The 12,276-nt window shown below is 43.6% G+C and carries 11 protein-coding genes; 1 reads left to right on the top strand and 10 read right to left on the bottom strand.

Features of this window, described 5'->3' with window-relative positions; translation table 11 throughout:
- The first annotated feature begins 131 nt into the window (after nucleotides 1-131).
- Nucleotides 132-773, top strand: a complete 642-nt coding sequence (gene plsY, locus ACO03U_RS02500; RefSeq protein ID WP_161868497.1) for a glycerol-3-phosphate 1-O-acyltransferase PlsY — start codon at nucleotides 132-134, stop codon at nucleotides 771-773.
- A 75-nt stretch (nucleotides 774-848) separates the two neighbouring features.
- Here plsY and ACO03U_RS02495 read toward each other — a convergent pair whose 3' ends face one another.
- From ACO03U_RS02495 to ylqF, 10 genes are all read right to left on the bottom strand, one after another.
- The gene (locus ACO03U_RS02495) at nucleotides 849-1,724 is read right to left on the bottom strand and encodes an aldose 1-epimerase family protein (RefSeq protein ID WP_204685217.1); all 876 of its coding nucleotides are present in this window, start codon (nucleotides 1,722-1,724) and stop codon (nucleotides 849-851) included.
- Nucleotides 1,725-1,967: 243 nt separating this feature from the next.
- Nucleotides 1,968-2,759: a GTP-sensing pleiotropic transcriptional regulator CodY gene (codY, locus tag ACO03U_RS02490; protein WP_204685215.1), complete on the bottom strand. Its 792-nt coding sequence runs from the start codon at nucleotides 2,757-2,759 to the stop codon at nucleotides 1,968-1,970.
- 183 nt (nucleotides 2,760-2,942) lie between these two features.
- Nucleotides 2,943-4,340, bottom strand: a complete 1,398-nt coding sequence (gene hslU / locus ACO03U_RS02485; RefSeq protein ID WP_204685213.1) for an ATP-dependent protease ATPase subunit HslU — start codon at nucleotides 4,338-4,340, stop codon at nucleotides 2,943-2,945.
- An 11-nt stretch (nucleotides 4,341-4,351) separates the two neighbouring features.
- Nucleotides 4,352-4,894, bottom strand: coding sequence for an ATP-dependent protease subunit HslV (hslV, locus tag ACO03U_RS02480; RefSeq protein WP_204685210.1), 543 nt, complete (start codon nucleotides 4,892-4,894; stop codon nucleotides 4,352-4,354).
- A 90-nt stretch (nucleotides 4,895-4,984) separates the two neighbouring features.
- A complete protein-coding gene (gene xerC, locus ACO03U_RS02475; protein WP_204685208.1) occupies nucleotides 4,985-5,875 on the bottom strand; it encodes a tyrosine recombinase XerC in 891 nt (296 codons plus the stop codon).
- A gap of 176 nt (nucleotides 5,876-6,051) precedes the next feature.
- Entirely contained in the window at nucleotides 6,052-7,350 is a 1,299-nt protein-coding gene (gene trmFO, locus ACO03U_RS02470) for an FADH(2)-oxidizing methylenetetrahydrofolate--tRNA-(uracil(54)-C(5))-methyltransferase TrmFO (RefSeq protein WP_161868491.1), read from the bottom strand.
- 144 nt (nucleotides 7,351-7,494) lie between these two features.
- Nucleotides 7,495-9,573, bottom strand: a complete 2,079-nt coding sequence (topA, locus tag ACO03U_RS02465; protein ID WP_161868490.1) for a type I DNA topoisomerase — start codon at nucleotides 9,571-9,573, stop codon at nucleotides 7,495-7,497.
- Between the two features lie 117 nt (nucleotides 9,574-9,690).
- On the bottom strand, nucleotides 9,691-10,551 hold the full coding sequence (dprA, locus tag ACO03U_RS02460; RefSeq protein ID WP_204685206.1) for a DNA-processing protein DprA: 861 nt from the start codon (nucleotides 10,549-10,551) through the stop codon (nucleotides 9,691-9,693).
- Between the two features lie 62 nt (nucleotides 10,552-10,613).
- Entirely contained in the window at nucleotides 10,614-11,408 is a 795-nt protein-coding gene (locus ACO03U_RS02455) for a ribonuclease HII (RefSeq protein WP_204685204.1), read from the bottom strand.
- Entirely contained in the window at nucleotides 11,362-12,237 is an 876-nt protein-coding gene (gene ylqF / locus ACO03U_RS02450) for a ribosome biogenesis GTPase YlqF (RefSeq protein ID WP_204685202.1), read from the bottom strand. The genes ACO03U_RS02455 and ylqF overlap by 47 nt, the downstream gene beginning before the upstream one ends.
- Nucleotides 12,238-12,276: the final 39 nt, after the last annotated feature.

Below are 12,276 nucleotides of genomic sequence, written 5' to 3'. Positions count from 1 at the left end.
TTACAATCAAACTCAATAAATGGCGGTATGACGCTTTTCTTTCTGGAACAACACCGTTTTCATTCAAACGACCAAGAAATAAAAGGCCTCCTATCGAAACTTTTCCCATTTATTTGGAAAAGAGGTTTCTTATGAAAATCCTATTGCTTATGATCGTCGCCTACCTGATTGGCTCCATTCCATCTGGGGTTTGGATTGGTAAACTCTTCTATGGCAAAGACATCCGTCAATTTGGCAGTGGCAATTCTGGCACTACCAACACCTTTCGTGTACTAGGTAAGAAAGCCGGGATCGTGGTTTTGGCGATGGATATCTTAAAAGGTACCCTAGCCACTTGTCTCCCACAGCTTTTTCATTTTACCTCAAGTATTAATCCACTGTGGTTTGGGGTATGTGCCGTAATTGGTCATATGTTTCCTATCTTTGCTGGCTTCAAAGGTGGCAAAGCGGTTGCCACGAGTGCCGGAATGTTGTTAGGTTTTAGTCCCATCTTCTTTTTGTATTCCTGTGGCATCTTTGCCCTCTGCTTATTTTTCACCAGCATGGTTTCCTTGTCCAGTATGATTGCGGCGGTCTTGATTACCCTATCGACGGTGATTCTACCGATGGTCTGGCCTCAAGTATTACCTAATCACAACTGGCTATTGACGGTAATCGCTCTTCTCATTACCCTCTTCATTTTTTATCGTCATCAAGACAATATCCGACGCATTAAAGCCGGCACCGAAAGTCGCGTGCCTTTTGGCTTAAATCAAAAAAGTAAAGAAAAATAGAAGATGGCTATCTCCCAACAGCTGACCTGTCGCTGGGAGATAGCCTCTTTTGATACCTGATTCAAAGCAATGGCACTACTTAACCATAATCGCGTACTTAGTCATAAATGTTTCACCGGGTGCCAAAGTTTGGATACCTAATTTTTCAGATAACTCGCCGGTTGCTTCCAAAGTATCCGCAATCCCTGCCCACGGTTCAATACATAGAAACGGTGCTTCTTTGGGATAGGGCGACCAGATACCAAAATAAGGCATATTGTTAAAAGCAACACTCACACTATGAGGGGAGCGGTCGCTGGCAATGGTGATTTTAGTAAGGCCTTTTGATTCAAAGACTAAAGCATCATTGGCAAACATTTCGTGACTTAGTCTTAAATTGGTATTGGTAGCACTTAAGGTTTTTTGAGCCGCATCGATAAACGCCCCTTTTAAGGGTAAGGTAATGCGAGATTTCATCGGTGAAAAGGCCAAATAATAATCCTCAAAAGTCAAATCATCCGTCAATGGCACGTTAAATCCCGGATGTCCCCCCACTGAAAAGAGCAACTCTTTTGCTGCAGGATTTTTGACTTCATAACGCACTTGCAGGCCTTCTCCTCCCAGCTCGTAATGAACATACAGTTCAAAATCAAAAGGATAAACTGCTTTGGTTGCCTCATCCGCTTTCAAACAAAGGCTCACGCGATCGGCTTCTTTGGCTACCACTTCAAATTGACGATCTCGGGCAAAGCCATGCTGAGGCAAGGTGTATTCTTTTCCCTCATAACGGTACGTACTATTTTTTAGAGCCCCTACGATGGGAAACAATATCGGCGCATGACGCCCCCAATATTGTGGATCTGCTGTCCATAAGTACTCCAAGCCCGTTTCCTTATGCTTGATACTGGTCATTTCAGCCCCTTGTTCATTAACCGTAACGATCAATTGGCCATTTTCGATGCTAACTGTCATTTGCCAGACCTCCTAAAATAATCTTTTGCCGGATTCTAAGAAAGAGCGTTTTTCAAATGAAGCGATGCCAAAAACTTATAAAAAACCCAGGGAAAAACCAGTTGTTGTTAGCCTTCTGTGGGCTAGCTTTCCTGTTTTCCCCTGCTGTTATGCATCCCCTACTAAGTGTTAATTCTAACACAGCTTCCTAGCTGTTAGCCACCATTTCAGCAGTATCAGACTGCCTTACCAACTATCTAGGGCTTAATAATTGTGTTTGCTTAATTCTTCCTTGAAACGAGGATTTAAGACGCGTAAATAGGTTCCTTTCATCCCCAATGAACGGGATTCAATAATCCCAGCTGATTCCAATTTCCGCAGCGCATTGACAATCACAGACCGGGTAATACCAATTTTATCAGCAATATTGGAAGCTGTCAGACGACCTTCATCCCCATCTAATGCTTCAAAAATGGCTTGAACAGCTTTTAGTTCGCTGTACGATAAGGTGTTGATAGCCATTTGGACCGCTGTAGCACTACGGACATCTTCTTCAATGTGGCGGGATTTTTGATACAAAAATTGCATCCCAACAACAGTCGCTCCATATTCTGCTAAAACCAAATCGTCTTCATCAAAATTGTCCATCACACGAGACAAAATGATGGTTCCTAAGCGTTCCCCGGCACCAAAAATAGGGACTACAGTCGTCAAGCCATTTGGGTATTGTTCGCGACTTTCCACTGGAAAAGCGGTCATGTCGCTTTCAATCGTAATATTAGCTTCGGTTTTACCTAAATGATCCACCATGTCAGTGTATGATTTAGGAAATTGTTTTTCTACAAACATATTTCTAACTCGATCATTGTTAACGTCATGTTTTTCGTTATAACCCAATAAGACCCCTTCACTGCTGATGATGTAGGTATTGGCATTCAATACATCCCCTAAAATCATTGCCATCTTGTCATAAGGCAGCTCAGATTTCATATCAAAGGTGTTCTTTTGTTGCAACAACTCATTGATTTGGCGGGTTTTTTCTAATAATGATGTCATTTTTTCCACTTCTCCTCTTATCAGAATGGCTAACAGACTTTCACAGCTTGCAATCATTAGAGCTCCACCAACCGCTGACGTTTATTGTCATCTCTCAGTAGTCATGAATTTTGCGCGAAAGGTTCGGATAGCCAACTCTAGTTAGACTTTTTAATATAAAAATTGCCTTAATAAACAGCTACTCTACAAAATATAGCGACTGAGATCTTGATCAGAAACGATAGCTGCCAGTTTTTCATTGACATAATTTTCCGTGATGGTTATTTCACCCATCTGCATATCAGGGGCCTCAAAAAGCAAATCTTCCAATAGTTTTTCAAGAATCGTATGCAAACGACGAGCGCCAATATTGTCTGTGTCCCGGTTCACATCGAAGGCGATTTGAGCAATTTTTTCAATCGCTTCAATGGTAAAGGTCACCTTGATATTTTCAGTAGCCAGTAAAGCAATGTATTGTTTGACCAAGGCGTTATTAGGCTCTGTTAAAATCTTGACAAAGTCTTTAGCCGTCAAGTCTTCCAATTCCACCCGGATTGGGAAACGTCCTTGCAATTCTGGAATCAAATCACTTGGTTTAGACAAATGAAAGGCTCCTGAAGCTACGAAGAGAATATGATCCGTGTTGATCACACCATATTTGGTGTTGACTTGCGATCCTTCCACGATTGGTAAGATATCCCGTTGCACGCCTTCACGGGAAACTTCACCAGACTGTTGGGATTTTGAGGTGATTTTATCAATCTCATCGATGAAAATAATCCCGCTAGACTCAGCTAAACGAATCGCCTCACTGTGAATATCCGCATCATTTACCAATTTAGAAGATTCTTCTTGAACCAAGAGTTCCCGCGCTTCCTTCACTGTGACGGTACGCTCTTGCTTTTTCTTAGGCTTCAAAGCATCCAAGGTTTCATTTAAATCAATCCCCATTTGCTCAAGACCATTGTTCATAGACGGGCCTTGCACTTTTGGTTCTTCGATTTCAATGGTGACCTCCCGGCTGTCCAAAAGTCCTTTTTCCAACTGTTCAAAGATAGCTTGGCGATTGACTTTAATATCTTCTGTCAGCTCTTCTTTTGGTTCAGCTGGTTCTTGACCCATTTGGAACATGTTCATCATTTGCTCATAAGGATTAGCCGCTTTTTTGGCTTCTTTTTTGATGCCTGGGACTAATACCTTAGCCAGCCGACGATTGGCTTTTTTAACTGCCCGAGAATAGACGCGACTGTATTGTTCTTTGCGCACGATTTGAATCCCATTTTCCACCAGATCGCGAACCATACTTTCCACATCGCGACCGACATAACCGACTTCCGTAAACTTAGTGGCCTCTACCTTGACAAAAGGGGCTTGGACAATCTTTGCTAACCGCCGAGCAATCTCCGTTTTACCGACACCAGTAGGCCCAATCATCAGCATATTTTTAGGGGTAACTTCTTGTTGCATTTCTTCTTCTAATTGCAGACGGCGGTATCGATTTCGTAAAGCGACAGCCACCGCTTTTTTAGCATCTTGTTGCCCAACGATATATTGGTCCAACTCGGATACGATTTCTCTTGGTGTTTTATTGATTTCAGCCATAATAATCCCTCTTACATTTCTTCAACGATGATGTTGTGATTGGTAAAAATACAAATATCTGCTGCAATATTCAAGGCATTTTCAGCAATTTGGCGTGCCGTTAACTCGCCACCGTATTGTTTCATCGAGCGAGCTGCTGCTAATGCATAGTTCCCACCAGACCCGATTGCCAAAATACCATCATCAGGGATAATCACTTCACCGGTACCAGAAACAAGCAACATTTCTTTATCGTTCATCACAATCAGCATCGCTTCCAGTTTTTGCATGGATTGTTGGGTACGCCATTCTTGTGCCAACTCCACAGCAGCTCGTTGCAAATTGCCATTGTATTCGTTTAGTTTACCTTCGAATTTTTCTTCTAAAGTGAAGGCATCTGCCACACTACCGGCAAAGCCTACCACCACTTCGCCATTGTAAATCCGACGAACTTTACGGGCGGTTCCTTTCATCACGACTTGTTCACCCATCGTGACCTGACCGTCACCAGCCATGGCAAATTTGCCATCTTTTTCTACAGCACAAATGGTCGTAGAATGAAATTGTGATTTCATAAATAAACCTCCAGATAGTTAAAAATAAAATTAAGATTCTGAACATTCTCTCCTCTAAGCACTCACTCAAAAAACAGCGCAAAGGGATGTTCAAGCCCGGGGATGGAAATGACGGTAGTTCTTTTGGAGACTCTCTTTGGTTACATGGGCATAAATTTGGGTCGAGGACAAATTTACATGCCCCAAAAGTTCCTGGACCGTCCGCATATCCGCCCCATTATTGAGTAAATGTGTGGCAAAGGTATGCCGCAACATGTGGGGGTGAATCTGGCTATCCAGACTACTCTTTTTAATCACCTGGTCTAAAATATACCGGATTCCTCGTGAGGTCAAGGGATTCCCTTGATTATTAACAAAGATAAAACTGTGGGTCTGCTTTTTTTTGGCCATTAACGTCTGTCGGCCTTCAGCAAGATACTCCTGTAAGGCGCCACGGGCATGCTCACTAAAAGGCACATAACGCTCTTTGTTTCCTTTCCCTAAAACCAGCAAAACACCGCCAGACCAGTCAATATCCCCTAGTTTGAGGTTGGCACACTCGCTGACCCGCAAACCCGAACCATACAAGATTTCCAATAGTCCGCGATTGCGTTGCTGGAGAGGTTCCTCACCAGCAACCGCCTCAAACAAGGCCGCCACTTCTTTTTCATAAAAGAAACGGGGCAATTTTTGGTTTTTCTTTTTTAAATGAACATAAGTAAAAGGATTTTCTGCAATAACCTCTTCCCGCAACAAAAACTGGTAAAAGGCACGGAGACTGGCGATTTTACGACTAATGGTATTACGACTATAGCCTTGTTCGTTTAAATACGCCAAATACACCCGAACATCCCGGTGATCCAATTCTAAGTAATTACCGTTTCCTGAATCATTCAAGAACGTTTGGAAAACGCTGAAATCTCCTCGATAAGCAGCTACTGTCTTTTCTGAGTAACCCCTTTCAACCTCCAGATACCGATAAAATTCACTAGGCCAACCCATCTTGGACGCCCCTCTCATTTTTAGCCCGCAATAACTGTAGCATAACAAAATCAAAAATACAATTTAATTGTCAGACTTTTGGTAATATTTCAAAGTTCGTTCACAATTACTACAATTGATGACATTTTTTTGCGTAGAAAAACTGCGATAGGTTTGCTACCGCAGCTCTTTTTTAATTAACGGATTGTCGTTTCCAGAGCATTCAACGCCCGTTCCGCTAAGGTTTGGTAGCGGAGTTTTTTGTCTTTAATGCGTTCCGGTAAATCGGGTAACAAGCCGAAGTTGGCATTCATCGGTTGGAAATGCTTGCCTTCTGCATGGGTAATGTAATAGGCCATACTGCCGATAACCGTCTCAGTAGGAAAGACGACTGGCGCTGCTCCTAATGCTAGTTTTGCCGCGTTTAGACCAGCCACTAAGCCACTAGCAGCACTTTCCACATAACCTTCGACCCCGGTCATCTGACCAGCGAAAAATAGGTCTGGGCGTTTTTTCGTCCCATAAGTTTGGGTCAACAGTTCAGGAGAATTCATAAAGCTATTGCGGTGCATCACGCCATACCGGACAAATTCAGCCTGCTCTAGGCCTGGAATCATTTGGAAAACCCGTTTTTGCTCCCCCCACTTAAGATGAGTTTGAAAGCCAACGATGTTATACAAAGAAGCAGCAGCATTGTCTTGGCGCAATTGGATAACGGCATAAGGACGTTTTCCCGTCTTGGGATCTTCCAAGCCCACTGGTTTCATCGGACCAAAGAGCATCGTTTTTTCACCACGACCAGCCATCACTTCAATCGGCATACATCCTTCAAAGTATTTTTCTTTTTCAAATTCTTTGAGGGGGGCGACTTCCGCCGTCACCAAGGCTTCACGAAAAGCCGTAAACTCTTCTTTAGTCATAGGACAATTGAGATAAGCCGCTTCACCTTTGTCATAACGCGATTTTAAATAGACCTTGTCCATGTCGATGGAACTTTTTTCGATGATTGGTGCAGCGGCATCGTAAAAGTAAAAGCCTTCTGACCCATTAAACGCCTGGATTGCTTGGGCTAGCGGTTCACTGGTTAATGGACCCGATGCCACCACGGTAATCCCCTCTGGTAGTTGGGTGACTTCTTCATGAATCACTGTTACCAAAGGATGATTCTTGACCTTTTCCGTGATTAAAGCCGAAAAACGATCCCGATCGACTGCTAAAGCACCTCCCGCAGGTACAGCAGTTTCATCAGCAGAAGTGATTACCACCGAATCCAACCGCCGCATTTCTTCTTTTAAGACCCCTACAGCATTGGCAAGACTATTGCCTCGAAGGGAATTTGAGCAAACCAATTCGGCAAAGTTTTCCGTATGGTGAGCTTCCGTCGATTTCACAGGGCGCATTTCATATAAACGAACCGGCACTCCCGCTTGAGCGATTTGCCAAGCGGCTTCTGAGCCCGCCAAACCAGCACCGATAACATTGACTGTTTGTGTCATAGCTGTCCTCTTTTCTTTTTCTCAAACATTTGCATTTTTTTCATGGAAAAACTCATACACTCGTTATCATAAATAAAAGTGTATGAGTCATCAAATTTTCTGTTTCAAAAGTTGGGTAAAGTTATTCTTGACTCTAGTATCATATTATTTTTGAACAGGTTCTTCGTAGTCCCCATTGACACAGACCACTTGCTTGCTGCCTTTGACTTTCTTTTCTACCAAATATTGGCCGCATTTCGGACAAGACCGCCCCACTGGTTTATCCCAAGAAGTAAAATCACAGTCGGGATAGCGGGAGCAACCGTAAAAGAGTCGGTTCTTCTTGGATTTCCGTTCGATCACTTGGCCTTTATGACAAACCGGACACTCCACGCCGATTTCTTTCACAATCGGTTTGGTATTGCGACAGTCGGGAAAATTGCTACAAGCGTAAAACTTACCAAAACGGCCTAATTTAATCACCATTGGATGGCCGCAGAGTTCACAGTCAAAACCGGCTGGTTCATCTTTAATTTGGACTTTTTCGATTTTTTCTTCTGCTTCTTTAAGTTCTTTTTCAAATGGTCGATAAAAACGGTCCACCACTTTTACCCATTCTTCTTTGCCCTCTTCTACTTTATCCAAATCATTTTCCATCTGGGCAGTGAAGTTGACATCCACGATTTGGGTAAAATACTCTTCAATCAACGTATTGACGATTTCTCCCAATTCTGTCGGTTCAAAACGTTTTTGTTGCAATTTTACGTAGTACCGCCGTTGAATGGTTTCCAAGGTTGGTGCGTAAGTCGATGGTCGCCCCACGCCTTTTTCTTCCAAAGTCCGAATCAACGTCGCTTCACTATAACGTGCCGGTGGTTGGGTAAAATGTTGTTTTGGTTCAATGCTAACGGATTGCACCACATCTCCGACCACTAACTCAGGCAAGATGTTTTCTTTTTCTTCCTTACCGTCATCGGTACCTTCAATATAGACGGACATAAAGCCTTTGAATTTAATCTTTGAACCATTGGCGATAAAAGTGACGCCGTTTTGCTCCAAAGTCACTTTCATGGTATCCAAAATTGCTGGGGTCATCTGACTTGCGACAAAGCGTGACCAAATCAAGGTATAGAGTTTTAGTTGGTCTTTGTCCAAATACTGGGAGATGGCATCTGGTGTCCGCAACACGCTAGATGGTCGAACCGCTTCATGGGCGTCTTGGGCTCCTTGGGCATTTTTGACTTTGGCTTTGCTATGGGCAGTGTATTCTTTCCCATAGGTTTCATTGATAAAATCAGCGGCTTCGGCTTTAGCGGAATCGGCAATCCGCTTGGAGTCCGTCCGCATATAAGTAATCAAACCGACCGTCCCCTGTTTGCCAAGAGGAATCCCTTCGTATAGCTGTTGGGCGACCATCATGGTTTTACGCGTTCGAAAATTGAGTTTGCGCGCGGCTTCTTGTTGCAAACTAGAAGTGGTAAAAGGTGCTGCTGGATTACGTTTCCGCTCTTTTTTCTCGACTTTCGTCACTTGATAGTCTTTACTAGTCAAACGATCAGTAATCTCTTTGATGCTTTCCGCATTAGGCAGTTTTTTCTTCTTGCCATCCAAGCCCCAAAAATTGGCCTTGAACTTCTTCGTCTGCTTTTTGAAATTGCCATCGATACTCCAATACTCTTCTGGCACAAAGGAACGAATTTCTTTTTCTCGATCGACAATCATCTTAACTGCGATGGATTGTACCCGACCCGCACTTAAGCCTTTTTTGACTTTGCGCCACAAAATCGGACTGATGGAATACCCCACCAAACGATCCAAGGCCCGCCGTGCTTGTTGGGCATCTACTAGGTCCACATCGATGGCCCGAGGTTCTTTAAACGCAGCCTTCACTGCATCTTTTGTAATTTCATTGAAAACGACACGATTTTTATCTTTTAAATCTAAATTTAGTAGGTAAGCCAAATGCCAAGCAATGGCTTCCCCTTCTCGGTCCGGGTCACTTGCGAGGTAAACTTTTTCGGCTTTTTTCGCTGCACTTCGAAGACCTTTGATGACGTCTCCTTTGCCACGAATCGAGATATAATGGGGTTCATAGTTATTTTCAACATCAATCCCCATCTTACTTTTTGGCAAATCGCGGATATGACCCACACTGGCCACTACTTTGTAATTTCGTCCCAAATATTTTTCGATGGTTTTCGCTTTTGCAGGAGATTCCACAATGACGAGGTATTTATATGCCATAAAATAAAATGGCTCCTTCCTATTTCTACTATATTATTGTCACGAATCAAGGTCTTACAAATCGTAGTCAACTATAGCGATTCCCAAAAGGTTTGTCAAGGAAGGGTCCTAAAATTCTTAAAACTGTGGCAACTCACTTAAGATATCCTCCGGGCTGTGGACACATTTGGCACCATCTTGTATCAGATCATGACACCCGGCAGAATGACCCGTTAGTACGTCTCCTGGTACGGCAAAAACTTCTCGGCCATCTTCTAGTGCTTGTTGGGCAGTGATCAAAGAACCACTACGGGATTTGGCTTCGATGACGCACAGGCCTTGCGACAAGCCGGCGATAATTCGATTACGCATCGGAAAATGATGTTTTTGTGGCGTTGTCCCTCGCGGATACTCACTGATTAGCAAATGATCCTTTTTCATCTTTTGATAGATAGGGCGACTTTGACTGGGATAGCAAAGATCGACGCCAGTCCCCAATACTCCGATGGTATAGCCACCACAAGCTATCGTCGCTTCATGTGCGCAACTATCAATGCCCTTTGCTAGTCCAGACACTACTACATAATTTGCCCGCACCACTTCGGGGACCAGAAAATCAATCACGCGTTTCCCATAAGCAGTGGCATCTCTGGCACCCACAAAGGCGACCAAACGCTTTTGCAACAATTCTTTCCGCCCTTCATAAAAAAGCACCAAGGGGGGATAAGCAATCTCCTTTAAATTGGTAGGATACAACGGGGAATCATAGGAAAGGTATTTTTGCCCTAGCATCCGTTGATTGATTTCATCTGGGGTAAGGCTTTGCCAATTTTGTCGGAGGGTTTCCGAAAAACGATTATAACCCAGCACCCGCAAGATTTCCTGAAAGGATAAATCAGACCGCTGATAGTGTTGGGCATACTGCAAAAGGCGCCACTTTTTTTCAATTCCCATTCCTTGACACAAAGCTAATTTTACCAAGAGCACTTCCCGTGACATAAAAACACCTGCTTTCTAGTCTTCTATCAGAAGATGCGCAAAAAGCAGGTGTTTTCGATGTTTTATTTAAAATATTCACTAACCGGCCGAAAGCTGCGTCGATGAATTTCACAAGGACCATATTTTTCTAAGCCTGCTAAATGCTCCTTCGTGCCATATCCAGCATTTTTATCAAAGCCATAGTGAGGATACAATTGATGACATTCCCGCATTAAATCATCTCGCATTTCTTTAGCTACAATACTTGCAGCAGCAATGGAGACCGACTGCGCATCCCCTTTGATGATTTTTTCTTGCGGCAAGGGGGAATCAATCAGCATGGCATCCAAAAGCAGATAGCTCGGTGGCACAGCCAAATCATTTACCGCCATCAGCATCGCTTGCCGACTGGCTTGATAAATGTTCAGACGATCGATTTCATCGTGGTTTACCACACCAATCCCAATAGCGACTGCTTTGTCTCGAATCTCCAGAAATAATTCTCCCCGTTTTTTGGCGGATAATTTTTTGGAATCATCCAGGCCATAGACGGGATTTTCTGGGGATAAAATCACCGCACAAGCTACTACCGGTCCTGCCAACGGTCCTCGTCCCACTTCATCAATACCGGCGATAAATCGATGCCCCTGCGCCAACAGTGGCGTTTCAAAACGTAGCATGGCTTGGTATTTCTCTTTTAAAGCTTCTATTTTGGCACAACGCTTATCAAAACTTGCCAGTAACTTTTGGATACCTGCCCGTTCATCCAGGCGTAAGACCGCCACATAAGGATCCGTCACATCTTGAAGGGTAGCTAATTTTTCTTTGACTTCACTTATCGACTCTTGTTTCACCAGATCCAACTCCCATTTCCTCATAGCGGTCCAAAGTGAAGCTCCCTAGTTTATTTTGTCGGACTTCCACCACAACCAGCTCGCTCCCTCGCTCATAATCATCTTTATAGCCGCGTTTTTCTGTAATCAACATCAGCATTTCTGCAGCTGGCAAGGCTTCTTCCGCCTCTGTCAAACGATAGCGTTGGCTGATTCGTCCCGGATAATAACGAGCAAAAAAATCTAAGCCAAAGATTGCAATATCGTCCAGATGCAACAATTGATCTTTGATTGCCCCGGTTAAAGCGAGTTTTTTCCCCACATCGGGATCTTCAAATTTGGGCCATAAAATCCCTGGCGTATCCAACAATTCCAAGTCCGTACCTGAACGCAACCACTGTTGGCCTTTAGTCACACCCGGTTTATTCCCAGTTTGGGCAATTTTTTTCCCCACCAAACGATTCATCAAGGTGGACTTGCCAACATTTGGAATCCCTACCACCATCGCTCGAATACTGCGAGGTTTTAACCCGCGGGCTTTATCCCGAGCAATTTTTTCTTTTAAAGCCAGTTTGGCTGCTTGAATGACTCGCTTCGTGGCGCTACTATCATGAGCATTGACCGTCACCGCCGCAAATCCTAAACTTTCAAAATAGCCCTGCCACAAGCGAGTTTGCTGAGGATCAGCTAAATCAGCCTTATTCAAAATCACTAAGCGGGGCTTCTGTTGCAAAATTTGGTCCAATAATGGATTTCGAGAAGACAGGGGCAGACGGGCATCCACCAGTTCAAACACAATATCCACAAATTTTAGTTTTTCACTTACTTCCCGTTTGGCCTTGGCCATATGTCCGGGAAACCATTGAATTGTCATATTATCACTCCTTTTTCTAACCTCCGCCACCCACTGTCA

Origin of the sequence: Enterococcus diestrammenae (genome assembly GCF_049384045.1) — a bacterium.
GTDB classification, from domain to species: domain Bacteria; phylum Bacillota; class Bacilli; order Lactobacillales; family Enterococcaceae; genus Enterococcus_C; species Enterococcus_C diestrammenae.
Note: the sequence above shows the minus strand (reverse complement) of the source record. Positions and strands in the feature narration are given on the sequence as shown.

What these genes read in the sequence shown, in the direction of transcription:
- plsY (WP_161868497.1), top strand. Translation starts at nt 132, where the DNA reads ATGAAAATCCTATTGCTTATGATCGTCGCCTACCTGATTGGCTCCATT.
- ACO03U_RS02495 (WP_204685217.1), bottom strand. Translation starts at nt 1,724, where the DNA reads ATGACAGTTAGCATCGAAAATGGCCAATTGATCGTTACGGTTAATGAA.
- codY (WP_204685215.1), bottom strand. Translation starts at nt 2,759, where the DNA reads ATGACATCATTATTAGAAAAAACCCGCCAAATCAATGAGTTGTTGCAA.
- hslU (WP_204685213.1), bottom strand. Translation starts at nt 4,340, where the DNA reads ATGGCTGAAATCAATAAAACACCAAGAGAAATCGTATCCGAGTTGGAC.
- hslV (WP_204685210.1), bottom strand. Translation starts at nt 4,894, where the DNA reads ATGAAATCACAATTTCATTCTACGACCATTTGTGCTGTAGAAAAAGAT.
- xerC (WP_204685208.1), bottom strand. Translation starts at nt 5,875, where the DNA reads ATGGGTTGGCCTAGTGAATTTTATCGGTATCTGGAGGTTGAAAGGGGT.
- trmFO (WP_161868491.1), bottom strand. Translation starts at nt 7,350, where the DNA reads ATGACACAAACAGTCAATGTTATCGGTGCTGGTTTGGCGGGCTCAGAA.
- topA (WP_161868490.1), bottom strand. Translation starts at nt 9,573, where the DNA reads ATGGCATATAAATACCTCGTCATTGTGGAATCTCCTGCAAAAGCGAAA.
- dprA (WP_204685206.1), bottom strand. Translation starts at nt 10,551, where the DNA reads ATGTCACGGGAAGTGCTCTTGGTAAAATTAGCTTTGTGTCAAGGAATG.
- ACO03U_RS02455 (WP_204685204.1), bottom strand. Translation starts at nt 11,408, where the DNA reads ATGAGGAAATGGGAGTTGGATCTGGTGAAACAAGAGTCGATAAGTGAA.
- ylqF (WP_204685202.1), bottom strand. Translation starts at nt 12,237, where the DNA reads ATGACAATTCAATGGTTTCCCGGACATATGGCCAAGGCCAAACGGGAA.